The organism is [Actinomadura] parvosata subsp. kistnae (genome assembly GCF_900323885.1).
Lineage (GTDB): Bacteria > Actinomycetota > Actinomycetes > Streptosporangiales > Streptosporangiaceae > Nonomuraea > Nonomuraea composti.
In genome coordinates this window covers 194,875-217,922 of sequence record NZ_OOHJ01000015.1, presented here as the reverse complement: position 1 = coordinate 217,922, position 23,048 = coordinate 194,875, and the positions used below count along the sequence as shown (strand labels likewise).

General features: G+C 72.7%; 20 protein-coding genes, 1 tRNA gene and 1 pseudogene. 10 read left to right on the top strand and 12 right to left on the bottom strand.

From position 1 onward, the window contains the following. Positions 1 to 12 precede the first annotated feature (12 nt). Entirely contained in the window at positions 13 to 1,563 is a 1,551-nt protein-coding gene (gene hutH, locus KIS93_RS15635; RefSeq protein ID WP_080036884.1) for a histidine ammonia-lyase, read from the top strand. Here hutH and KIS93_RS15630 read toward each other — a convergent pair. Beyond that, positions 1,560 to 2,720: a Rid family hydrolase gene (locus tag KIS93_RS15630; RefSeq protein ID WP_230465987.1), complete on the bottom strand. Its 1,161-nt coding sequence runs from the start codon at positions 2,718 to 2,720 to the stop codon at positions 1,560 to 1,562. The genes hutH and KIS93_RS15630 overlap by 4 nt on opposite strands. Here KIS93_RS15630 and KIS93_RS15625 point away from each other — a divergent pair. From KIS93_RS15625 to KIS93_RS15615, 3 genes and pseudogenes are all read left to right on the top strand, one after another. Continuing rightward, a pseudogene (locus tag KIS93_RS15625) lies at positions 2,680 to 3,695 on the top strand (LysR family transcriptional regulator). The gene KIS93_RS15630 and the pseudogene KIS93_RS15625 sit on opposite strands and share 41 nt — an antisense overlap. Positions 3,696 to 3,724: 29 nt before the next feature. Then, on the top strand, positions 3,725 to 4,672 hold the full coding sequence (locus tag KIS93_RS15620; protein ID WP_230465989.1) for a chorismate-binding protein: 948 nt from the start codon (positions 3,725 to 3,727) through the stop codon (positions 4,670 to 4,672). Further along, positions 4,673 to 5,503 carry an aminotransferase class IV gene (locus KIS93_RS15615; RefSeq protein WP_186404254.1) on the top strand — a complete coding sequence of 277 codons (831 nt, stop codon included), beginning with the start codon at positions 4,673 to 4,675 and terminating at the stop codon, positions 5,501 to 5,503. Positions 5,504 to 5,801: 298 nt separating this feature from the next. Here the strand turns inward: KIS93_RS15615 and KIS93_RS15610 are convergent, their stop codons facing one another. Further along, a complete protein-coding gene (locus KIS93_RS15610) occupies positions 5,802 to 7,166 on the bottom strand; it encodes an LVIVD repeat-containing protein (RefSeq protein ID WP_230465990.1) in 1,365 nt (454 codons plus the stop codon). 104 nt (positions 7,167 to 7,270) lie between these two features. Here KIS93_RS15610 and KIS93_RS15605 point away from each other — a divergent pair, with 104 nt between their 5' ends. Beyond that, on the top strand, positions 7,271 to 7,909 hold the full coding sequence (locus KIS93_RS15605; protein ID WP_155126531.1) for a DUF305 domain-containing protein: 639 nt from the start codon (positions 7,271 to 7,273) through the stop codon (positions 7,907 to 7,909). Positions 7,910 to 8,231: 322 nt separating this feature from the next. Here KIS93_RS15605 and KIS93_RS15600 read toward each other — a convergent pair whose 3' ends face one another. Then, a complete protein-coding gene (locus KIS93_RS15600; protein WP_020547189.1) occupies positions 8,232 to 8,648 on the bottom strand; it encodes an SsgA family sporulation/cell division regulator in 417 nt (138 codons plus the stop codon). A gap of 456 nt (positions 8,649 to 9,104) precedes the next feature. Between KIS93_RS15600 and KIS93_RS15595 the strand changes: the two genes are divergently transcribed. Next, positions 9,105 to 9,176: transfer RNA gene (locus tag KIS93_RS15595), tRNA-Val, on the top strand. A gap of 144 nt (positions 9,177 to 9,320) precedes the next feature. Here KIS93_RS15595 and KIS93_RS15590 read toward each other — a convergent pair. From KIS93_RS15590 to KIS93_RS15580, 3 genes are read right to left on the bottom strand one after another with little or no spacing between them, the layout of a single operon-like run. Next, entirely contained in the window at positions 9,321 to 9,833 is a 513-nt protein-coding gene (locus KIS93_RS15590; RefSeq protein ID WP_080036890.1) for a hypothetical protein, read from the bottom strand. Positions 9,834 to 9,871: 38 nt separating this feature from the next. Then, positions 9,872 to 11,344, bottom strand: coding sequence for a sensor histidine kinase (locus KIS93_RS15585; RefSeq protein WP_222107484.1), 1,473 nt, complete (start codon positions 11,342 to 11,344; stop codon positions 9,872 to 9,874). 7 nt (positions 11,345 to 11,351) lie between these two features. Then, on the bottom strand, positions 11,352 to 12,047 hold the full coding sequence (locus KIS93_RS15580; protein ID WP_080036891.1) for a response regulator transcription factor: 696 nt from the start codon (positions 12,045 to 12,047) through the stop codon (positions 11,352 to 11,354). Positions 12,048 to 12,250: 203 nt separating this feature from the next. Here KIS93_RS15580 and vanY-N point away from each other — a divergent pair, with 203 nt between their 5' ends. From vanY-N to KIS93_RS15560, 4 genes are all read left to right on the top strand, one after another. Next, positions 12,251 to 12,826: a D,D-peptidase/D,D-carboxypeptidase VanY-N gene (gene vanY-N / locus KIS93_RS15575; protein ID WP_080036892.1), complete on the top strand. Its 576-nt coding sequence runs from the start codon at positions 12,251 to 12,253 to the stop codon at positions 12,824 to 12,826. A 56-nt stretch (positions 12,827 to 12,882) separates the two neighbouring features. After that, on the top strand, positions 12,883 to 13,731 hold the full coding sequence (locus KIS93_RS15570) for a hypothetical protein (RefSeq protein ID WP_155126534.1): 849 nt from the start codon (positions 12,883 to 12,885) through the stop codon (positions 13,729 to 13,731). A 75-nt stretch (positions 13,732 to 13,806) separates the two neighbouring features. Then, positions 13,807 to 15,228 carry a glycoside hydrolase family 6 protein gene (locus KIS93_RS15565; RefSeq protein ID WP_230465991.1) on the top strand — a complete coding sequence of 474 codons (1,422 nt, stop codon included), beginning with the start codon at positions 13,807 to 13,809 and terminating at the stop codon, positions 15,226 to 15,228. An 84-nt stretch (positions 15,229 to 15,312) separates the two neighbouring features. Beyond that, positions 15,313 to 16,665 carry a right-handed parallel beta-helix repeat-containing protein gene (locus KIS93_RS15560; protein WP_186404253.1) on the top strand — a complete coding sequence of 451 codons (1,353 nt, stop codon included), beginning with the start codon at positions 15,313 to 15,315 and terminating at the stop codon, positions 16,663 to 16,665. Between the two features lie 35 nt (positions 16,666 to 16,700). Here the strand turns inward: KIS93_RS15560 and KIS93_RS65180 are convergent, their stop codons facing one another. The 6 genes from KIS93_RS65180 to KIS93_RS15535 form a co-directional block, all read right to left on the bottom strand. After that, entirely contained in the window at positions 16,701 to 17,387 is a 687-nt protein-coding gene (locus KIS93_RS65180) for a phospholipase D-like domain-containing protein (RefSeq protein WP_478212899.1), read from the bottom strand. Continuing rightward, positions 17,369 to 18,274: a phospholipase D-like domain-containing protein gene (locus tag KIS93_RS65175; RefSeq protein ID WP_246005288.1), complete on the bottom strand. Its 906-nt coding sequence runs from the start codon at positions 18,272 to 18,274 to the stop codon at positions 17,369 to 17,371. The genes KIS93_RS65180 and KIS93_RS65175 overlap by 19 nt, the downstream gene beginning before the upstream one ends. A gap of 10 nt (positions 18,275 to 18,284) precedes the next feature. Further along, a complete protein-coding gene (locus KIS93_RS15550; protein ID WP_222107483.1) occupies positions 18,285 to 19,604 on the bottom strand; it encodes a sensor histidine kinase in 1,320 nt (439 codons plus the stop codon). Next, on the bottom strand, positions 19,601 to 20,290 hold the full coding sequence (locus tag KIS93_RS15545; RefSeq protein WP_222107482.1) for a response regulator transcription factor: 690 nt from the start codon (positions 20,288 to 20,290) through the stop codon (positions 19,601 to 19,603). The genes KIS93_RS15550 and KIS93_RS15545 overlap by 4 nt, the downstream gene beginning before the upstream one ends. Positions 20,291 to 20,373: 83 nt before the next feature. Continuing rightward, entirely contained in the window at positions 20,374 to 21,702 is a 1,329-nt protein-coding gene (locus KIS93_RS15540) for a cation:proton antiporter (RefSeq protein ID WP_080036896.1), read from the bottom strand. Then, complete coding sequence (locus KIS93_RS15535) at positions 21,671 to 23,041, bottom strand: cytochrome P450 (protein WP_080036897.1); 1,371 nt, start codon at positions 23,039 to 23,041, stop codon at positions 21,671 to 21,673. The genes KIS93_RS15540 and KIS93_RS15535 overlap by 32 nt, the downstream gene beginning before the upstream one ends. Positions 23,042 to 23,048: the final 7 nt, after the last annotated feature.

Here is a 23,048-nt window from a genome sequence, read left to right as displayed (position 1 = left end):
GAGAGACGCACCATGCGCGACAACGGAGTCGTGAACGTCGGTCCTGAGCCCCTGACCTTCGACGACGTCATCAGGGTGGCCCGCCACGGCGCCCCCGTACAGCTCACCGACGATGCCGTCGCCGCCATCGCGGCGGCCCGCCAGCGGGTGAACGAGCTGGCCGAGAGCCCGGTGCCGGCGTACGGCATCTCGACCGGGTTCGGCGCGCTGGCCACCCGGCACATCGACCCCGCGCTGCGCGCCCAGCTCCAGCGCTCGCTGGTGCGCTCGCACGCGGCCGGCAGCGGCCCCGAGGTGGAGACCGAGGTGGTGCGCGCGCTCATGCTGCTGCGGCTCAGCACGCTGGCCACCGGCCACACCGGCATCAGGCCGACCACGGCGAAGACCCTCGCCGCGCTGATCAGCGCGGGCATCACCCCGGTCGTGCACGAGTACGGCAGCCTCGGCTGCTCCGGCGACCTGGCGCCGTTGGCGCACGTGGCGCTGACCCTCATGGGCGAGGGCGTCGTCCGTGACGCCTCGGGCACGGTGCAGCCGGCGGCCGAGGCGCTCAAGCAGGCCAGGATCGACCCGGTCGAGCTGGCCGCCAAGGAGGGCCTGGCGCTGATCAACGGCACCGACGGCATGCTCGGCATGCTGATCCTCGCCATCGACGACCTGACCAGGCTGGTCAGGACCGCCGACGTGAGCGCCGCGATGAGCGTCGAGGCGCTGCTGGGCACCGACCGGGTGTTCGCGCCGGAGCTGCAGGCGCTGCGGCCGCACCCCGGCCAGGCGCTGTCGGCCGCCAACATGACGAAGGTGCTGCGCGACTCGGGCATCATGGCCAGCCACCGCGACCCGGCCGCGTGCACCCGCGTCCAGGACGCCTACTCGCTGCGCTGCGCCCCGCAGGTCGCCGGAGCCGCCCGCGACACGATCGCGCACGCCGCCACCGTCGCCGGGCGGGAGCTGGCCAGCGCCATCGACAACCCGGCCGTGCTGGACGACGGCCGCGTCGAGTCGAACGGCAACTTCCACGGCGCGCCCCTGGCGTACGTGCTGGACTTCCTCGCCGTCGTGGCCGCCGACCTCGCCTCCATGTCGGAGCGGCGCACCGACCGCTTCCTCGACGTGGCCCGCAACCACGGCCTGCCCGCGTTCCTGGCCGACGACCCCGGCGTGGACTCCGGCCACATGATCGCCCAGTACACGCAGGCGGCCATCGTCTCCGAGCTCAAGCGCCTGGCCGTGCCCGCCAGCGTCGACTCCATCCCCAGCTCCGCCATGCAGGAGGACCACGTCTCCATGGGCTGGTCCGCCGCCCGCAAGCTGCGCAGGTCGGTCGACGGGCTCACCCGCGTGCTGGCCATCGAGGTGCTGACCGCCGCCCGCGCGCTCGACCTGCGCGCGCCGCTGGAGCCCGCGCCCGCGACGGCGGCCGTGGTCAGGGCGCTGCGCGAGACCGTGCCCGCGCCGGGCCCCGACCGGTTCCTGGCCCCCGAGATCGAGTCGGCCGTGCGGCTGGTGGCCGAGGGCGGCGTGGTCGCCGCGGCCGAGACCGTCACCGGTCCGCTCGGCTAGCGCGGCAGGGCCACGATCAGGTCCATCTCCAGCAGCAGCCCCGGCATGAACAGCTTCGACACCTCCACCGTCGTGCTGGCCGGGGGCGTGCCGGTGATGTACTTCCTGCGCACCCGCCCGAGAGCGGCCCGCTCCTCCATGTCCGTCAGGTACGTCCTGATGAACACGACGTCCTCGAAACCGGCCCCCTGGTCGGCGAGGATGCGCGAGACGACCTGGAAGACGTGCTCGGCCTGGGCCTCCATGGAGCCTGCCCCGACGATGTTCCCGTGCTCGTCGAAGGCGGCCTGGCCGGAGATGTAGAGGGTGTCGCCGGCGCGGACGGCGTGCGAGTACATGCCGTTCGTGGCCGGGATGGTCGAGAGGTTGAGCGGCACGGCCCTGCTGCGCGGCGCGCCGCCGCCGGTGTGGCCGGCGATCGCGGTCAGGTCGCGCTCGCCGAGCCCGGCCGCCAGCGCCTCCCGCATCCTGGCGCGGGCGGCGGTGGCCATCGTGGCGCCCTGCCACGCGCCCAGCTCCAGGTCCTTCGTGGCGTGGGCCAGCGAGTAACGGGTCTCGGGCGACGGGACGCGCAGCCGCTCGGCCAGCGTGCCCAGCGGGGTGCCGGACAGCACGTCGATGAGCGCGTTCCGGTCGACGCCGTGCGCCTCGCCGTACGCGAACGTCTCGGCCAGCAGCACCTGGGCCGGCACGAGCGCGCTCATGACGGCGATCTTCATGGCCGCGCCGGAGCCGAGCGGGCCGCACTCGCGGACCGAGCCGAAGACCCCCAGCACCTCGCGCCACCCGGCCACGTCGCCTCCTGCCAGCACGGTCAGCGTGCCCTCGGCGGCGGGGCCCACGCTGCCCAGCACCGGCGCGTCCACCAGGCCGACCGAGGCGGGGAGCAGCGCGCGCAGCTCGCGCACCGCGCCGGGGCCGATCGTGGACATCTCCACCACCGTCGCGCCCGGCCGCAGACCGGGCAGCGCCGCCGTCAGCACCTCGCGCACCGCCGCCGGGTCGCTGAGCATCGTGATGATCAGGTCGGCGCCGTCCACCGCCGTGGCCACCGGCACCCCGTCGGAGCGCCGCCACGTCGTCACCTCGTGCCCGGCCTCCACGAGTCGCCGGGCCATGGGGGCGCCCATGCGCCCCTGTCCGAGAAAGGCAATCACGTGCCTCAGTGAACACCTTTGCGAGGTATTCCACCACCGACTAGATTGCATGGCAGCCATGCCTGACACGAATGCCTTTGACACCGCCACGCTGCGGCTCTTCGACGAGGTCGCCCGCGGCGGCTCGTTCACCGCCGCCGCCGAGCTGCTCGGCTACACCCAGTCGGCGGTCTCCCGCCGCGTCGCCGCCCTCGAACGCGCCGCGGGCGGCCCGCTGTTCCAACGGCTGGCCAGGGGCGTCCGCCTCACGCCCGCCGGAGCGGCCCTGCACCGGCACGCCGTCGCCGTGCTCGACCGGCTCGACCGGGCCGGCGAGGAGCTGGCCGCCATCCACCGGGGGCGCGGCGGGATCCTGCGGGTGGGAGCGTTCGCCACCGCGAACATCGACCTGCTGCCCGGCACGCTCAAACGCTTCCTGGAGCGGCGCCCCGGCGTCGAGCTGCGGCTGACCGAAGGGCTCAGCGCCCGGCTCATGGAGCTGCTGGCCGTCGGCGCGCTCGACGTGGCGGTGATCAGCGACTACCCGGCCGGGCTGCCCGCCGAGGGGGCGCGCACGGTGCCGCTGCTGGAGGACCGGCTGCTCGTCGCGCTGCCCGCCGGCCACCGGCTGGCCGCCGAGCCCGACGTGGACCTGCGCGACCTGGCCGGGGAGAGCTGGATCGAGGCCGCCCCGCGCGGCCAGCCGACGCTGCTCGTGACGGCGTGCGCGGCGGCCGGGTTCACGCCGCGCGGCGGGCCCGGGTGGCGGAGTGGTCCGGCAAGTTCGGGTTCGTCGCCGCCGGGCTCGGGGTGACGCTGGTGCCGGAGCTGGCGGCGCGGGCCGTACCGGCGAATCTGGTGCTCAAGCCCCTCAGAGGTACGGCGCCCGCACGCAAGGTCTACGCGGCCCTGCCCGAGCCGCCACTGCCCGCCGCGCTGGAACTGGTCGAGATGCTGGGACAATGGGAGGTGTGTACGACGGATTCGCCCACTTAGGCGGCTTTCTCGCCAGTGGGTTGCGCGACGTGACCTCAGACCTCGCCGCGCTCGACGGGGCGGGCTGGTGGGCCGTCGTGGTCGACTACGAGGGCAAGGTGACGTGCGCCCGGTTCGACCGGGTGCGCAGGTCGCCGCTGCCCGCGCCGGCCGGCCCCTGGCACGGGCCGCACCCCGGCCAGTGGCGCAGCTCCCTCGACCAGGCCGCCTACGAGCACGGCGTGCGGGCCATCCGCGCCCACATCGAGCGGGGCGAGGTCTACCAGGCGAACCTGTGCCGGATCCTCACCGCGCCCGTGCCGCGCGACGCCGACCCGCTCGCCCTGGCGGCCAGGCTCGCGGCCGGCAACCCCGCGCCGTACGCGGCCGTCATCGACGTGCCGGGGCTCAGCGTCGTGTCGGCCTCGCCCGAGCTCTACCTGTCACGCGACGGCGACGTCATCGAGTCCCGGCCGATCAAGGGCACCGGCGCGACCGCCGGCGACCTCCTCGACAAGGACTACGCCGAGAACGTCATGATCGTCGACCTCGTCCGCAACGACCTCGGCAGGGTCGCCGCCGTCGGAACCGTCGAGGTGCCGGCGCTGTGCGCGGTCGAGGAACACCCCGGGCTCGTCCACCTCGTCTCCACCGTGCGCGCCCGGCTGGCGCCCGGGGCGGGCTGGCCCGAGCTGTTCGCCGCGACTTTCCCGCCCGGATCCGTCACGGGCGCGCCCAAATCGTCCGCTCTGCGCATCATCAATGAGCTCGAACCAGCACCCCGCGGCCCGTACTGTGGGGCCGTGGGCTGGGTCGACGCCGACCGAGGCAGGGCGGCGCTGGCCGTAGGCATCAGAACATTCTGGATCTCCGGCAGCGAGATCCGGTTCGGCACGGGAGCGGGCATCACCTGGGGCAGCGACCCCCGGCGCGAGTGGCTCGAGACCGAGCTCAAAGCAGCCAGGCTCATCGCACTGGCATCCACAGGAGGTAACTGAATGAACATCCCTGTCTGGGTCAACGGGGAGCTGATCGACCCCGACCGCGCCACCGTGTCCGTGTTCGACCACGGCCTGATGGTCGGCGACGGCGTCTTCGAAACCATCAAGATCGTGAACGGCCGGTCGTTCGCGCTCACCCGCCACCTCGACCGGCTCACCCTCTCCGCCCAGCGCATGGACCTGCCCGACCCCGACGTCGAGGCCATCGCCGACGGCATCGCCAAGCTCCTCGACGCCGCGCCCGCCTGGCCGCTCGGCCGCATCCGCGTCACCTACACCAGCGGCCCCGGCCCCCTCGGCTCCGACCGCGGCGACCAGGGCACCACCACCGTCGTCATCGTCGACGAGCAGAAGCCGTTCCCCGCCACCGCGAACGTCACCGTCGTCCCCTGGCCCCGCAACGAGCGCGGCGCCCTGGCCGGCGTCAAGAGCACCTCCTACGGCGACAACGCCAAGGCCCTGCTGTACGCCAAGCAGCGCGGCGGCGGCGAGGCCATCTTCGGCAACCTCGCCGGCAACCTGTGCGAAGGCACCGGCTCCAACATCTTCATCGTCCGCGACGGCCGCCTGCTCACCCCCACCCTCGCCTCCGGCTGCCTGGCCGGGGTCACCCGGGCGCTGGTGCTCGAATGGTGCGGCGGCGAGGAGACCGACGTGCCGCTGTCGGCGCTGTACGAGGCCGAGGAGGCGTTCCTGACCTCGACGACGCGCGACGTCCAGCCGATCCGGCTCGTCGACGACACGGAGCTGCCCCTCGCGCCCGGCCCGATCACCACCAAGGCCGCACGCCTCTTCGCCGAGCGTTCCGCGGCCGACCTCAACCCGTGATTTTTTGTTACGGCAAAGCCAACCCGGCCCCACCCGCCGTCACGGGCTGAGGGCCCTCCGGGGGGACGCTCCTCCGCCTCACCGCCACCTCGCCGTTACGCGCGCATGCTTGACCGGCGAGGTGGCCAAAACCGGGCACCCTTCGCGCAGCGCTCGTGCGGCCCGTTCGTGCGGTTGTCGTCGGCGACCTACGTCCGTTCCCCGGGCGTCCGTTCCCCGGGCCGGCTGCCGCCGGCGACCTGCGCCCGTTGGGCGGGGCGGTCGCCGGCGGCCTTTGGCTCGGCCTTCGCCGGTTCCGTCAGTAGGACTTCTGGGTCTGGACGTTGAAGTCGTCCATCTTGACCTGCTTGGCCGGGTCCGTCAGCGGGTCGGTGATCTCCAGGACGTCGAGTCCCTCGGTCATGTCGCTGGAGTAGATGTAGCCGTTGTAGTAGTAGGCCGACCAGGAGCCGGCGATGCCGCCGCCCTCGTGCGGCCCGCGCTCGAAGTAGCCGATCTCCTTCGGGTTCGACGAGTCGGTGAAGTCCCAGATCGACACGCCGCCCTGGTACCACGACTGGACCATGATGTCTTTGCCGTCCACCGGGATCAGGGAGCCGTTGTGGGCGACGCAGTTCTCTTCCGGCTGCTGCTCGCGGGGGATCTTGAAGTAGCCGCGCCGCTCCAGCTTGCCGCCGACCACGTCGTAGATGGCGTTCGCGCCCTTGGTGGCGGGGGTGTTGCGGTCGCAGGTGGCCTGGCCGCCGCCGCCGAGCTCGTCGCTGAAGACGACCTTCGTGCCGTCGTTGTTGAACGTCGCCGAGTGCCAGATCTGGAAGTTCTCCAGGTCGGTGAGCTGCTGGAGGACCTTCGGCTTGACCGGGTCGGAGATGTCGAGCAGCACGCCGTCACCGAAGCAGGCGGCCGCGGCCAGCTTCTTCTCCGGGTAGGCGGTGATGTCGTGGCAGCCGGAGGCGAGCTCGGAGTGCTGCCGCTCGGGGAAGATGTCCGGCTTCGCGACGACCTTGGCGGACGCCGGTGACTTCGTCGGGATCTCGACGATCGAGATGAGCTCGTGCGGCGCCGGGCAGGTCTCCGAGTCCGGCTCGGGGCCGGGGGAGGAGACGTACACGTAGAGGGTCTCGCCCGCGGGCACCATCGTGTGCGTGTGCGAGCCGCAGTCCGTCTGGACGGCGCCCACGTACTCCGGGCTCTTCTTGTCCTTGACGTTGAAGATCCGCAGCCCCTCCCACTTCCGCTCCCCTTCGGCGGAGTCGCACTCGGGGCCGCCGCGCGGCTCGTCGATGGAGAGGATCAGCAGATCCTTGTAAATGGTCACGTCGTTCTGCTGCGCCGGGCAGGACACCTGGCTGACGAGCTGGGGCTTGGTCGGGTCGCTGATGTCGTAGATCGAGAACCCGCCGAAGTTGCCCACGTACGCGTAGTCGCCCTGGAACGCCAGGTCGGTACCGAGATCGCCCTCACCGTTGAACGGGGCCGTCAACGGCATGTTGGCGATGTGCTTCACGTTGTCACTCGTCATCACGTCGCCCGAGGGCGAGGCGGCGGGCGTGCCGGCCGGAGCGCTGGTCTCCTGCGGAGTGGTGGCGGAGGTCGGCTCTTCTGTGGCGGCCGGCCCCGCGGCGCACGCGGAGGCCAGGAACAACACCGTACACAGCAACACTCCGCGCAACTTGGCAGAGATCAATGCGCATCCCCTTTGTCTTGTAGCTCACTATGGAAGCTATGTCAGCAGGTTATGGGCCGCGTACGCTCTTCATCACAGTTATGTCGACATTTGCCCTTGCCGCCTGCTCGCAGCAGCCCACCCAGCCGGCGGGCCCTTCCCCCGTGGGGACGGGCGCGCCGGTCATCGTGCCGGGCAGCCCGGGTGCGCCGGCCCGGACGGCGACGCCGGGGGAACGGGTGGGTCCGACCCCGTCCCCGACGGTGGCCGCGGACGTGCGGTTCGCGGAGGGGATGATCCCGCATCACCGGCAGGCCCTGGAGATGACCTCCATGGTGGAGGCGCGGACGACCACGGCGTCCATCCGCGCGTTCGCCCGCCAGATCTCGGCGGCGCAGACGCCCGAGATCAAGGCGATGACCGCCTGGCTCGCGGAGCTGGGCCGCTCAGCGCCCGCCGGCCACCAGCACGAGCAGGGGGAGGCGAGCTACGGGATGGCGAGCTACGGGATGGCGACCGAGGCGGAGCTGAACGCGCTGCGCGCCGCCAGGGGAGGCGCCTTCGACCGGCTGTTCCTGCAGCTCATGATCAGGCACCACGAGGGGGCGGTGAAGATGGCGGGGGAGGAGCTGGCCGGGGGGCGCGATCAGCGCATGCGGCTGATGGCCAAGGACGTGTACTCGGGGCAGAGCATCGAGATCGCCCGGATGCGCGAGGTCCTGAAGTCGCTCCCCGCGTAGCGCAACCGTGCCGGCGCAGCCGTCGCAGCGCTGCCGTCGCAGCGCTGCCGTCGCAGCGCTGCCGTCGCAGCGCTGCCGTCCAGCGTTGCCGTCCCTGCGCTGCCGTTCAGCGTTGCCATCCCAGCGCTGCCGTCCCCGCGGCGGCCTGTCCGGTAACGCGGGGGCCTTCCTCGTGCCTGACCCGACCGGGGCCTCCGGCATGATCAGCGGCCCCGAGACGTGCCGGGCGCTTCGGCCCTTGGCACGGGACCGGCCCCAGGCATGATCGCGTCCGGCCCCCTCAGGGATGGCCGGACGGACGAGTACCGCCTGCCTGATCCGGTCAGCTGGGCCAGAGCATGTTGGTCAGCTCCGCGTCCAGATCCATGAAGTCGGTCTCACGCCCGGCCGGCACCTTCTCGTAGGTGCGGTGCAGGAACTCGGTCAGCGGGGCCAGCGGCACTTCGAAGAGCGCCTGCCCGAACGGCGAGGTGAGGCTGATGTGCAAGGTGCGCTCGCCGTCGGCGCGCGCGGGCCAGACCTGCACGTCGCCGTCGCCGACGCGCCTCACGATGCCCACGGTCAGCAACTCGCGGGCGAAGATCCACTCGACCGGCTCGTCGTTCCCTACGTGGAAGGCCATGCGGATGGCGTACGGATCGTCGGCTGTGTAACTCAGTCCGGCGAGCAGGGGGACGGTAGTACGGTCGGGGACCACAAGCCGAAGGCCAAGCTCGGCGGAGACGGTGGTGCTGTTCATCGTCAGCCAAACCTTTTCGTCGTAGGTCCCCTCTTCGGGGCTTTCACTGCTCTGACGGACTTCGTCCTGAGCTATGACGCGGAACGAAGAAACCTGTAGGAAAGATTCCGCTCCCAGGGCCTTCTGTAACGCACATCACAGCTGGACATTTAGGCATCTACCAGGCTAAACGGCATCAATCGGGTCGTATTTACAAGGGTTTTGCGTGCTGTGGAGCCTGCCCCGGACGGGCCGTCCATGAACGTTTCTCGCGAAAAGATCATGCCCGCCGCCTTCCGGGACACGACGATGGTATGCCACCCGCCCGCCGTGCCGATGGGCAACCGCCGCGTTTCACCCGAATCCCTCTGACACACCCTCCCGCCCCAAGATCGTCCACCGCCCCAACCGGTTCGCCGTAGGTGCCGGAGTGCGGTATGGTTTTCCACGTCGGCACCGCAAGGAGCCGCCAAGGGCGGGCGATTAGCTCAGCGGGAGAGCGCTTCGTTCACACCGAAGAGGTCACTGGTTCGATCCCAGTATCGCCCACCGAAGTCAGAGGCCACCTCCCCCGATAGGGGAGGTGGCCTCTTGCTGTTGTAAGGCCATCCGTCAGACCAGGCGCCTGATGATTGCCGCCCCGAGAATGTGATGGCGGTGGCGCCCTCTTCCCTAGCTGTTTGAGGGGTCCTGTCAGAGCGGGCAGGTGCGGGGGCCGATGGTTTTGCCGGCGCCGATGATCGTGACCTGGGTGGCGTTGTCCGGGGTCGTCGTGGTGGCGGTGCAGATGATCTGGTCGGTGGCCAGGGTGGAGAGTTTGTCGGCCGGGGTGGACAGAGTCACGATCAGGCGGCCGGCGGGGGCGGCCGTCACCGAGAAGGGGCCGGCCTGGGCGGGGACCTGGGTCGTGTAGCCGCGTGAGCGTTCCCTTGCCGTGGGGCCGGCGGCCAGGAGGGCGAGGGTGTCCTGGGGGAACAGGGGGCCGCCGACGGGGCGGGTCACGGCCGTGAGCTTGTCGTCGCGGACGAAGTAGAGGGTGATCGCGATGGCGGATTCGACGGCGCCGCTGGGCGGGTCGCCGGCCTCGATGGCGTCGCTGGGCTGAACGCCGCAGCCCGCCATGATGACCAGCGAGGTGAGCAGCGCGGTGAGCGGGCGGCGGGTGTGGGTGGTTCCGGACCCCGCAGAGGTGCGGTGGGGCCTCATACGAAGGGCTGCATCCGGGATGCGGGTGGGGCGGGGCCTCATTCGGGGGCTCCGGCCGGGGTGCGGGGTGGGCGGGGGAGGTGGAGGGTGAAGAGGGCGCCGCCGTCGGGGGCGTTGGTGACCGTGAGGTCGCCGTGGTGGAGGCGGGCGTTCTCGCGAGCGATCGCCAAGCCCAGTCCGCTGCCCTCCGAGCGGGCTCTGGCCGCGCTGGCCTTGTAGAAGCGGTCGAACACGTGCGGCAGCACCTCCTCGTCAAGGCCGGGGCCGTGGTCGCGGACCTCGACGGTGATGTGGTGCGGCTCGGCGGTGAGGCGGAGGGTGACGGGGGGTTCGCCGTGGCGCAGGGCGTTGCCGACGAGGTTCGCGAGGATGACGTCCACGCGGCGCGGGTCGAGGCGGACCGTCACCCCGGGGGGCAGGTCCGTGTCGACCGCGTCGGACCAGCCGCGGGCACGCAGGGTGGCGCGGACGAGTTCGGCGACGTCGACCTCGTTCAGGGCGAGGGCCGCGACGCCGGAGTCGAAGCGGCTGATCTCGATGAGGTCGTTGACGAGGCCGGTGAGGTTGAGCGTCTCCTGGCTGACGAGGCGGGCGGCGCGGCCGGCGGGCTCGGGCAGGCCGGCCGCCTCCTCGTCGAGGACCTCGGCGACCGCGGCCAGCGCGGCGAGCGGGGTGCGCAGCTCGTGTGACACGTCGGCCACGAACCGGCGGGCGTCGGCCTCCATCTCGCGCAGCTGGGCGACGTGCCGCTCCAGCTCGGCGGCGGTGTTGTTGAAGGTGCGGGCCACGTCGGCCAGCTCGTCGGAGCCGCGCACGGCGATCCTGGTGCGCAGCTCGCCCTCGCCGAGCAGGCGGGCCGCCCGGCCGAGCTCGCGTACCGGGCGCAGCACGCCGCGGGTGGCCAGCAGCGCGAGGACGATCGCGAACGCGAGGGCGGCCCCGCTGGTGAGCCAGGCGAGCCAGGCGATCCGGTCGATGCTGCGCTGCTCGGACTGCAGGCTGCGCGCGGCGTAGACCTCGATGCCGGACGGCCGGGTCGGGGCGCCCGGTTCGGCGACCAGCAGCGGCATGCCGACGATCAGCCAGACGCCGTCCTGGAGTGCCACCCGCTGCCACGCGGTACGTCCTTCGGCCACCATGCGCCGCAACTCGGGTGAGATCGTGTCGGGGATCCGGCCCCGGATGCCTCCCGGCCGCAGGTTTCCCGGTGGCGGCGGGGGGAGCGGCGAGTGGGTCTCGCCCTGGATGGCGATCGCCGGGCTGTCGTTGTCGCTCGCGGTCGCGGCGATCATGCCGAGCTCCTCCTGGTTCGGCGTCAGGGTCCGCAGCGGGTAGAGCGTCTCCAGGCGGTCGCGCATCGACTCCACGGCGGCGTCCTGGGTGCGCCGCAGGATCTCGTTGCGGGCCAGGACGTAGAGGCCGCCGGCCACCGCGACCGCGGTCACCACGCACAGCAGCGCGAACGCGGACAGCAGCCGCGCGCGCAACCCCAGGCTCGGCAGAGGCGTCACTTGCGGTTCACACCGGGCCGAAGCGGTAGCCGAACCCGCGGACCGTCTGCACGTAGACGGGCGCCGCGGAGTCGTCCTCGATCTTGGCGCGCAGCCGCTGCACGCACGCGTCGACGAGCCGCGAGTCGCCGAAGTAGCCGTGCTCCCACACCGACTCCAGCAGTTGCTGGCGGCTGTGCACGCGGCCGGGCGTGCCGGACAGTTCGAGGAGCAGGCGCAGCTCGGTCGGGGCGAGGTTCACCGGCTCGCCGTTCTTGGAGACCACCAGCCCGGCCCGGTCGATGGTCAGGTCGCCGTGCCGCTCCAGCTCCGCCTGGTCCCGGCCGATCCGGCGCAGCACGGCGCGGATGCGGGCCTCCAGCACCCGGGGCTGCACGGGCTTGACCACGTAGTCGTCGGCGCCCGCCTCCAGGCCGGCCACCACGTCCATGTCGTCGCCGCGGGCGGTCAGCATGATGATCGGCACGTCGCCGGCGGCGCGGATGCGGCGGCACACCTCGAACCCGTCCATGCCGGGCAGCATCAGGTCGAGCACGACGACGTCGGGCACGTCCGCACGGAGCCGTTCGAGCCCCTGCTCGCCGGACCCCACCGCGCGCACGCCGTGCCCGTGCCGGGACAGGGCCAGCTCGAGGCCCTCCCGCACGGCCGGATCATCCTCGATCAACAACACCCGCGACCCGCCGCCGAGTTTCACTGACACGCTCCGTTACTCGCCCGCCCCTCAACCCCTCCACTGTGGGACGGCGGTGTCGCCGCCTCGTGCGCGCCATGTCATGGTTGTGTCACAGTCTCGCCAGCCGTCTCACCGGCCGTCTCACCGGCCGCGACGCCTGCGGGCCGCCGTCGATGAACGGTGACATGCGGCGGACGGTGCGCGCACATTCGGCGCCAATCGTAGTCGGCATGAACGAAGCACGCACCATCCCACCCCGGCCGCGGGACCGGCTGTACGCCGTGCTCACGCTGGTGCTGGCCGTGCTCCTGCTGCCGGTGGCGTTCGTCCGGCGGCCGGGACGGGCCCGCGAACTGGCCTGCCGCTGGGCGTTGCGGATGAGGTTCCCCGCCGAGGATCTCACCGGGCTCCGGGACGGGGCCCTGGCGGCGTTCAACGCGGCACGGACCGAGGCGCTGTGGCGTCACGGCCAGCTCATCGGCCTCACCTCGGGCTACCGCGACCCCGGCGAGCAGCAGCGCCTGTTCGACGAGGAGGTGCGGCGCACCGGCTCGCCGTTCCTGGCCCGCATGCTCGTGTTACCGCCGGCCGAGTCCCCGCACGTCAAGGGCGTCGCCCTGGACGTGCGCCCGCACGAGGGAGCGCGCTGGCTGGAGGAGCACGGCGCCCGCTACGACCTGTACCGCATCTACGACAACGAGTGGTGGCACTTCGAGTACCGCCCGGACCGGCGCGGCACGCCGCCCCCGCGCTGCCCCCACCCGGGGGTGCGCCACCTGATCGAGGACCGGGACCCCTGGGCCTAGCCCCGTAGCCCCGTCCCACAGACACACGAGCCGAAACACGAGGGCGACTTTCTCCAGTGGATGATGTGATCGTGGACCCCGAGGTGCCGCCGCAGGACGCGCGGGTGCTCAGGCAGAGCCGGGACGTCCTGCTCAGGATGCGGCAGGGATGGACGCCCGGGCTGCTGCCGCGCTTCTCCGGCCCGCACTACTGGATGCTGGCGGCGTTCGCGCCGGCGGCCTGCTTCGGGCTGCTGCTGAGCCTCGGCATGATGAGCGCGGCGATCGTGATGCTGCTGCTCGCCGTCCCGCTGGCGCTGCTGCCGCTGCTCGGGCGCGGGGGTGGGGGCGGGGACGGGAGCGGGGCGGAGGCGTCCGAGCGGGCGGCCTTCGCGCAGCTTCGCTGGTACGAGGGCCGCTACGTGCTGGTCGACGACCTCGACGTGCCCGCCGCCGCGTTGCTGGTGCGCGCGCGGCGGGCCATCGCCACCGTGACGGGCTCCAGGGTGAACGCCGACGGGCTGCTCGACGACGTGCGGAACGCGGTGATGCTGCCCGAGCAGGAGTGGGAGATCGCGCGGCTGCTGGCCAAGCTGTCGGCGTTGCGCGGCACCTACGCCGAAGCCGGCGCTCCCGGTTTCGAGGCGGTGGCGCGGGCGCTGCGGGACAGCGAGGCGGCGGTGCTGGCCCGGGTCGAGGCCCTCGAACGGTACGCGGCGGGCGTCGCCGACGCCGAGCGGGCGTACGTGACGCAGGTGCGGATCGAGGAGCTGCGGAGCCGGGCGCACCAGTACGAGGATCTGGCGGCCGAGGCGGGCGCCGACGCGTTCGCCGTACCGGAGCTGGAGCGCCTGGCGGCCGAGGCCGCGAGGCTGGCGCGGGCGCTGCGGCGACCGCCGGGGAACGCGGGGGAAACGGGGGAGTGAGCAGAATGACTTTTTCTTGACCGTGTCAGAGAGCGTCAGCAATGATCACCGTCGGACCCCCCGAAAGGTGATCACGTGCGACACCTCGCAGCAAGAGTGGCGGCGTTAGCCGCCGTCCTGACCACCGTCACCCTCACCGTCCCGACCCCTGCCGGCGCCGCCGCCCAGCTCATCGCGAACGGCACCTTCACCAGCTCCACCAGCCCGTGGGCGGCGATCGGCAAGACCGCCGTCGCGGCCGAGTCCGGCCGGATGCGGGTCACGGTCACGGACGTCGTGGCCAACCCCTGGGACGCGATGGTGGCCGCACCCACCACCGCCGCCCTGACGCCGGGCCGCAGCTACACGCTCTCCTTCGACGCCTACTCCACGGTCGCGTTCACGGCCAGGGCGACCGTCCAGTACACGGCCACGCCGAGCACCAACCAGTCGCTGGCCACGGACGTGCGGCTGACCACGGGCAGCAAGCGCTACAGCATCCCGTTCACGGCCGCCGCCGCCTCCGCGACGGCCGCCGAGGTGACGTTCCAGCTCGGCGGGTCCGGCGCCAAGCCGGTCGTCCGGCTGGACAACGTGTCGCTGATGCAGACGCAGACGACCAGGCCCACGAGCCTGTACGTGAACCCGCTGTCGCACCCCGCCGACTGGGCCTCGAAGAACGCGCAGACGCCCGAGGGCCAGGCGATCATGTCGAGCATCGGCAGCAAGCCGATCTTCGAGTGGTTCGGCGGCTGGTTCGGCGACCTCACGCAGGCCGTGGACACCTACGTCGGGGCCGCGCAGGCGCAGGACCGGCTGCCGCTGCTGGTGGCCTACAACATCCCCAACCGGGACGCGTGCGCCGGCCACTCGGGCGGCGGCGCCGGCGACGCGGCCGGCTACCACACGTGGATCACCGAGTTCGCGCGGGCGATCGGCAACCGGCACGCCGTCGTCGTGCTGGAGCCCGACGGGGTCGCCGCCGCCGGCTGCGTGACGAAGATCGGCAAGGACCCCGAGGACCAGTACCGGATGCTGCTGGACGCCACGCAGGTGCTGCGCGCGCAGGCGCCGAACGCGTGGGTGTACCTCGACGCGGGCAACGCCACCTGGATCCCGGCCCCCGAGATGGCGGCGCGGCTGGTCAAGTCGGGCGTCGCGAACACGCGGGGCTTCTCCGTCAACGTCTCCAACTACTTCACCACCGGCGACAGCGAGACGTACGCGGAGGCGGTCAAGGGGCAGCTCGCCGGCACGGTGGGCGCCAAGACGTACGTGATCGACACCAGCCGGAACGGCAACGGCCCGTACCAGGACGGCACGCCGGACGACAACTGGTGCAACCCGCCCCAGCGCAAGCTCGGCACCACGCCCCGGCAGCAGACGAGCGGCGCCGAGTACCTGTTCTGGGTCAAGGTGCCGGGCGACTCCGACGGGCCGTGCGGGATCGCCGGCACGACGCCCGCGGGCACCTTCAGCCCCGAGCTGGCCATGGCCCTGATCAACGGCAACCCCTGACCTTCCCCCGTACGTCCCGGTCCGCGGCCGGAGCGACGGCTCCGGCCGCCCACAGGAGGCTGAACCCCAGTGCCACATGGTCTCGTGAAGCGGTGCGCCGTGGGCTTCACCACGTTCGCGCTCATGGTCGCCGCGGGAGCGGCCACCGCCCCGGCGGCGGCGGCCGAGGAGCCCGCCACCTACTACATCGACAGTGTCAGCGGCAACGACACGAGGAACGGAACCTCGGCGGCGACCGCGTGGCGCACGCTGGCCAAGGCGAACGCGGCCACCCTCGTCCCCGGCTCCAAGCTGCTGCTGCGCAGGGGCGGCAGCTGGGCCGAGCAGCTCGTCGTCACCGCCAGGGAATCCGGCACGCAGGAGCGGCCGATCGTCATCGACGCCTACGGCACGGGCGCCAGGCCCGTGATCAAGGGCACCGACGAGGACGCCTGCGTGCTGCTGTCCGGCAACCACATCGAGGTCTACAACCTCCAGGTCGGCGTGGAGGGCGCGGGCCGCTGCGAGTGGTCCGGCTTCTCCGTCGAGGGCGACAACAACTTCCTCAACCAGAACTACATCACCGGCGCGTCGGCGGGCGTCTACATCGACGAGGACGCCGACTACACCTCGATCAACAACAACGAGTTCGTCAACAACAACGTCATGAGCGTGAACACGGACGCGTCGGAGATGGGCGAGGAGTACGCCAACGACGACTCGGGCGCGTTCGGCATCCTGGTCCACGGCGACGACTCCGAGATCTCCTGGAACGAGATCAGGGGCTCGATCGCCCTCAGCTTCGACTACGTCTTCGACGGCGCGGCGGTCGAGATCTTCAAGGGCTCGCGCAACTACGTGCACCACAACATCTCGGTGGACAACGACACCTTCACCGAGCTCGGCACCCTGACCTCACCGGACGGCCAGTCGCAGGACCCGGACGGCACCGCCGACAACGTGTTCGAGTACAACGCCGTCTACGGCGAGCGCACCAGGGGCGGCATGGTCACCCGCGGCCCGTTCAAGGAGGAGGCCGGCTCGCCGGTCGAGCCGAACGGCCCCGTCCTGCGCACGGTCTTCCGCAACAACTCCATCTACCTGACGCACGAGGACGCCGAGGGCGTGGTGTGCGACGCGAGCTGCACGAACGAGCACCTGACGATGACGCAGAACGCGATCTACGCCAAGAAGAAGAGCGTGTACGCGCCCGGCGTGACGAAGGCCGCGAACTCGTACAACGTGCTGGACGGCGACCAGTACCAGATGGCCGACGACGGCACGGGCAACGTCTTCGAGAACCCGCGCTTCGACCCGGCCAACCCGCTCCGGCTTCTCTCGGGCAGCAAGGCGATCGGGCTGGGCAAGGTCAAGTACGGCGAGATCGACCTGAACGGCGTCGCGATCGGCACGGGCGGCGGCATCGAGGCCGGCGCCTACGAGTACACCGCCGGATAACCGCCTACGAGTACACCGCAGGATAAACAGGACAGTCAGAAGCCGCGCGTCCGCCGCAGGGCGGGCGGGCGGCCGTCCGGGTCCACCGCGAACCGGTACATCGGCAGCGCCAGCAGCTTGCGGACGCGCGACAGCCGCGGCTCGGGATGCGGCCGCAATCGCCCCGGCGGCCGCGGCGGTCCCCCCGAAAGCCGGCCGTCGGAGGCGACGGATTCGTGCCAGGACTCCAGGGCCGCCGCGGAGCGGGCGAAGGCGTCGAAGGCGGCCACCGGGTCGCACAGCTCGTCCACCCGCTCCGCCGGCAGGTCCAGGTGCTCGGCCATCAGGGTGAGCCGCAGGTCGCGGGCGAAGCGCAGCGCCCCGGCCGGCGGGCGCGGGTCCTCCTCCTCGTCGAGCACCGCGCAGCTCAGCTCCGAGTCGTACGTCCACGACCGCAGGTTGACGTTGTCGGAGCCGATGGCGGCCCACACGTCGTCCACGACGCACACCTTCGCGTGCACGTACACGGGCGTCCCCTGGTGGTTCTCCAGGTCGTAGATGGCGACCCGGTTGCCGCCGGCCCGGCGCAGGCGGCGCAGCGCGTCGGCGCGGCCGATGAGGCTGGCGGGGCCGGCCAGCCAGCCGTCCTGGTCGGGGTGGCGCGGCACGATGACGATCATGCGCAGCCCGGGCTCGCGCTCCAGGGCGCGGGCGAACGGCTCGATCACGTCCGTGGACCACAGGTACTGGTCCTCCAGGTAGATGAGCGAGCGGGCGCGGGCGAGGACCTTGCGGTAGGCGTGGGCGATGCTGCGCTCGCCGTCGGGCGCGAACGGGTAGCCGCGCCGGGCCGGGTACGTGCGCAGCAGCTGGACGTTGTGGCGGCCGGCGGGCGGCGGGGCGGCCCGGGGCGGGGGAGCGGCGGGGCGTCGTCGAGGCGGCCGAGGTGGTCGCGCAGGCGCCGCACCGGGTCGCGGGTCTCCGGCGCCGGGTCCTCCCACCGCTCGCAGAACACCTGCTCCACCTCGGCGACGGCGGGCCCGCGGACGGCGGCCTGCACGTCGTGCCAGGGCGGGCGCGGCCCGTACACGTCGGGCATGGGGGCGGGCTGCGGGTCGCCCTGGTGGGAGGCGTCGTCGCGGCGGCTGTGGCACAGGTCGATGCCGCCGACGAAGGCGACGTCGCGGGTGGCGTCGCGGTCGTGGCGCAGGATGACGAACTTCTGGTGGTGGGAGCCGCCGACGGCGGTGCGGGTGTCGAGCAGCGCCTGCCCGCCGGTGTCCTCGATCTCCTGGCCGAGGTGGCGGTTCTCGGCGGAGCTGAACCGCAGCAGGTCGAGGTGGGAGCGCCAGATGAGGCCGCGGACGATCGCGCCGCGCTCGGCGGCGGCCGCCATGGCCGCGCCCACGGTGGGGCCGCCGGGGGTCAGGCGCTCGTCGGGGTCGCCCCGCCAGTCGGCGAACAGCAGCAGGTCGTCCTTGCCCAGCCGCTCCAGGCACGCCCTTAACTCGGCGAAGTAGGTGGCGCCGTGGACGAGCGGCCGCACCTCGTTCCCGCGCGACCAGGCGGGCAGCTTGCTCGCCGGGTTGCCGCGCTCCTCCTCGCTGAGGAACCAGTCCTCGATTCGCATTCGGTCCTGGCTACCCCGGGAGCGGCGGCTGATACCTCTGCCGGGCGGGCCCGCGCGCCGGCTCGGTGACCGGCGAGGAAGGATGCGCGGGCAGCCGCACGGTGAACACGGCGCCGCCGCCGGGCCGGCCGTCGGCGGTGATCGTGCCGTGGTGGCCGTCCACCACCTCCCGTACGAGCGCCAGCCCCAGCCCGAACCCCGTCCCCTCGAACCGGGTGAACAGCCGCTCGGCGTCCTCGGGGTCGAGCCCGGCGCCGTCGTCGCGGACGGTGAGCAGGACGGTGCCGGGCTCGCCGGACAGCGTCACCCAGATGTGCCCGCCGGGGCCGGTGTGGCCGAGCGCGTTGTCCAGCAGGGCCGACACGACCCGCCGCAGGGCGGACTCGACGCCGCGGACGACGTGGTCGCCCGGCCCGTCGCAGCGCACCACGATGTCCACCCCGCGCGCGGCGGCCCTGGCGTCCTCGGCGGCGGCCAGCTCGGCGGCGAGCGCGGCCAGGTCCACCGGGCCGAAGGGCCGGCGCAGCTGCTTGAACTGGGCGGACCTGAGCAGGTCGGCGACCACCTCGCCGAGCTGCCCGCTGCCCTTGACGAGCTGGTCGACCTCGTCGATGAGCAGGATCGGGTCGGTGCCGCCGCGCAGCCGCCGCGACAGGAGCTGGGCGCGGGTGTGCAGGCGGGTCAGCGGCGTGCGCAGCTCGTGGCTGACGTCGGCGGCGAAGCGGCGCTGGCGGGCCAGGGCCTCGCCGAGCGGCGCGATGGCGCGGCGGGAGACGACCTGGCCGACGAGCAGCGCGGCCAGCAGCCCGGCGACCTCGGCGCCGGCGAGCGTGCGCAGCAGCCGCGCCTGCTCGGCCGCCTGGTAGCGCAGGTCCATCACGGCCTGCACGGTCGTGTCCGCGCGGCGGCGCGTGTGGACGAGGTAGTCCCGCCCGGCCACGCCGACCCGCTCGGTGCGCGGGGCGGCGCCGGCGGCCACGCGGGCGAGCTCCGCCCGCACGGGCAGCGCCGCGGGGGCGCCGGGCGAGGCGCGTACGGTGCCGTCGGCGCGCAGCTCGTACAGCCACACGCAGGGCGGCGGGTACGCGAGGGGCGAGCGCTGCGCGGCGACGCCCAGGTCGCGCTCGGCCGCCGTGCCCTGGCCGTGCCCCATGGCGCACCAGACCAGCACGCCGACGAGCGCGAGCACCACGGAGATGGCGCCCGCGACCTGCACGGTGATGCGCCGCCGGGCGCGGACGAGCAGCCGCCGGTCAGGGTCGGGCAGCCGCTCCCGCCCGGCCGGACGGGGCCCGCCGGCGAGCCGGCGGCCGAACGGCGTGACGCTCACAGCGCACCGAGACGGTAGCCCACGCCGCGCACGGTGCGCACGACGCCGGAGCCCAGCTTGGCGCGCAGGTAGTACACGTACGTGTCCACGATCGACTCCTTGTTGGCACCGTCGAAGACCCGCTGCCGCAGCGACCTGCGGGTGTGCACCTGCCGGGGGCGGGCGGCCAGCGCGCTGAGCAGCCGGCACTCCTGCCCCGACAGCGTCACCTGCTCCCCGCCCGGCAGGCGCACCAGGCGGGCCTCGGTGTCGAGCCAGCCCGCGCCGAGCGGCAGCAGGCCCGCCTGGTCGAGGTTGCGCCGGTGCAGGGCGCGCACCCGGGCCAGCAGCTCGTCGATCTCGAACGGCTTGACCAGGTAGTCCTCGGCGCCCGCGTCCAGCCCGGTCACCCGGTCGGCGACCGAGCCGAAGGCGGTGAGCACGAGGACCGGCACGGTGACGCCCTGCCGGCGCAGCCGCCGCACGAGGTCGATCCCGTCGAGGGCGGGCAGGCCGCGGTCGACGATGAGCACGTCGTACCGGCGGGACAGCCCGAGGTGCAGGCCGCGCTGCCCCTCCGGCGCGTGCTCGACGGTGTAGCCCTGTTCGGTGAACAGGCCGACCAGCATGGTGCTCAGCTCGCGGTCGTCCTCGACGAGCAGCAGCCGGCGCGAGGCGGGGCCGGAACTGCTTGATGTCTCAACCACCAGTCCACGTTTGCACCACTGCGGCCGATTTACCAGATCCACTCGGCCATTGGTCCACCGGACCACGCTTCCGCGTGAAACGTTCACGCGGAAGGGGCGCGGGCTTCCACCGGACGGTCCTCGGGCCGCTCCCCGGCCAGGGCGCCGGCCTCCAGCCGGTCGGGCAGGGCCAGCTTGTACAGCGGCAGGGCGCCGGCGGTGGTGATCACCGCCACGAGCACGAGCATGGCGAACAGCTCCGACGTGATCATGCCCTGGGCCAGGCCGATGTTGATGAAGATGAGGATCATCAGGCCGCGCGCGTTCATGAGCGCCCCCACCGCGTACGACTCCCGCCGGCCGAACCCGATGCCCCGCATCGCCCACGAGCACCCGAAGTACTTCCCGGCGAACCCGGCCAGCAGGATCAGCCCGAACGCCCCCAGCATGGCGCCGCCCGCGATGCCGCCGAGCTGGGTGTTCAGCCCGGAGAAGGTGAAGAAGGTGGGCAGCAGCAGCGTCGAGACGACGTCCATCATGCGGCCGTGCAGCGCCCGCCGGAACACGGGGTCGCGCGGCATCGCCAGGCCCGCGAAGAAGCCGCCGAACACCGAGTACACGCCGATCCAGTCCGTCACCCAGCCGGCGGCGAGCGGCACGAGGACGACCACGTACATGGCGGTCGGGCCGAGCTGCCCGGTGCGCGCGACGGACCGGCCCAGCGGGCGCAGCAGCGGGGCCACGACCTTCAGCATCACGACCGCGAACACCGCGGTCAGCACGATCGTGGGCAGCGCGCCGCCGGGGCCGTCGCCCAGGTGCATGGCCGACAGCACGGCCAGCAGGCACCAGGCCAGGGCGTCGTCGACGGAGGCGGCCAGCAGGGTGAGCCGGCCGACGGGCGTGTGCTCCAGGCCCCGCTCGTACAGGATCCTGGCCAGCATGGGGAAGGCGGTCAGCGACAGCGCGCCCCCGAGGAACAGGGCGAACTGCAGCGGCGGCACGTCGGGGCGGGAGAGCAGGTCGTACAGCAGGAAACCGGCGCCGGCGCCGAGCAGCAGCGACGGGGCGATCCCCGACGCGGCCAGCACGCCGGCCTTGCGGGCCTCGCCGGGCGTGCTCGCGCCGTGCTCGATGCCGGCGCCGACGAGGAACATGTAGAGGGTCAGGCCGACGGTGCTCAGCACGTACAGGACGGGCCGCACCTCCGGCGGGAACAGCGCCGCCTGCGCCTCGGGGAACAGCCAGCCGAACAGGGTGGGGCCGAGCAGCACGCCGGCGACCATCTCGCCGAGCACGCGCGGCTGCATCACGAGCTGGGCCAGCCGCCCGCAGACCGCCGCGGCGACGAGCAGCACGACGAGGGCGGGCAGGACCTTCAGCACCAGGGCGAGGTTGGCGTCAGGGGCGGTGACCAGTGCGGTGACGTGCATGGGATCCCTCCGGCTCAGGACCGAACGTTTCAGAGGAGGAGAAATGGCGCTCGCACAGCCGCAGCCGGCGCGCGTCCCAGACCATGTAGGTGCCGAGGACGAGCTGCGCGAGGCTGCGCCAGACGTCCTCCCAGCGGTCGCGCGCCCGCAGGTACGCCAGCGCGAGCCCGGGCCGGTGCGGCGCGCCGCGCGGGGTGAGCAGGCACGGCCCCCGGTGCGGCATCGCCCTGGTGTGCGAGACGGAGGAGTCGAGGACGTACCGGCCCAGCACCTCGCGCGTCACCACCCGCATCACGATCGGCGCCAGCCGCCAGGCGGGGCACGGCCGGTTGGCCGCGACGCCGAACGGGATGTGGTTGAGCCGCTTCGCGCCGGGCCCCGCGAAGCGGTCAGGGTCGAAGCGGTCGGGGTCGGGGCAGCCGGCGTGGTGGAAGGCGGGGTAGTTGAAGCAGAGCACCGAGCCGGCCGGGATCGTGGCGCGCCCGTCGAGCGCGATGTCGCCGGTCGTGACGCGGTGGGCGATGCCGAAGAGCGGGTAGAGCCGCAGCGTCTCGGCCATCACCTGGTCGAGGTAGGCGTCGTCGCCGGTGCGGGCCCGCTCCTGCACCTCGGGATGGCGGGCGAGCACCAGCAGCAGGTGGGCCATGGCCTCCGAGAGCTGCACGACGGCGGTGGTGCAGAAGGCGCCGTGCAGGTAGTACGCCTGCTGGCGCGGCGTCAGCCCCTCGGGGAGCGGCACGCGCACCCGGTGCAGGTTGCGCATCAGGTAGGCGGTCAGGCGGTCGCGGCGGCCCATGTGCCGCAGCCGCGTGCACTGGAGCGCGCCGGCGACGTCCTCGGCGTTGGCGGCGATGAGGTCGCGGGCCTCGCGCGGGCACGGCTCGCCGAACACCAGCTCGTAGGAGAACTCCGCCCACATCGGGATCATCAGGTCCCGCAGCCGCACCAGGCCGCGCACGTCACGCAGCGCCCGGCCGGCGCAGCGGCGGGCCAGCTCCTCGGCCTCCGTGCGGCGCACGGCGAGCAGGCGGCGCGTGGTACGGGCCACCGCGTCGTACGTGTCACCCGCCTCCAGGTGCTCCTGGTGCATCTCGGGGCCGGGGGAGAGCCAGTACCAGAACAGGTCCGACAGCGCCGCCCCCCTGCTGCGGCCGCCGGCGGCCGGGTGCGCGTACACCTCCTCGAACTGCTCGACGCCGACGAGGTCGCCGGGCACCGGGATGCCCTCGTCCCCGTTGATCCGCTCGAACACGCGCACCCGCAGCGCCACGACCCTGGCCGGCAGCCACCACGGCAGGCTGACCAGCCCGGCCAGCCCGACGAGCGCGATGATCAGCATGCCCGTC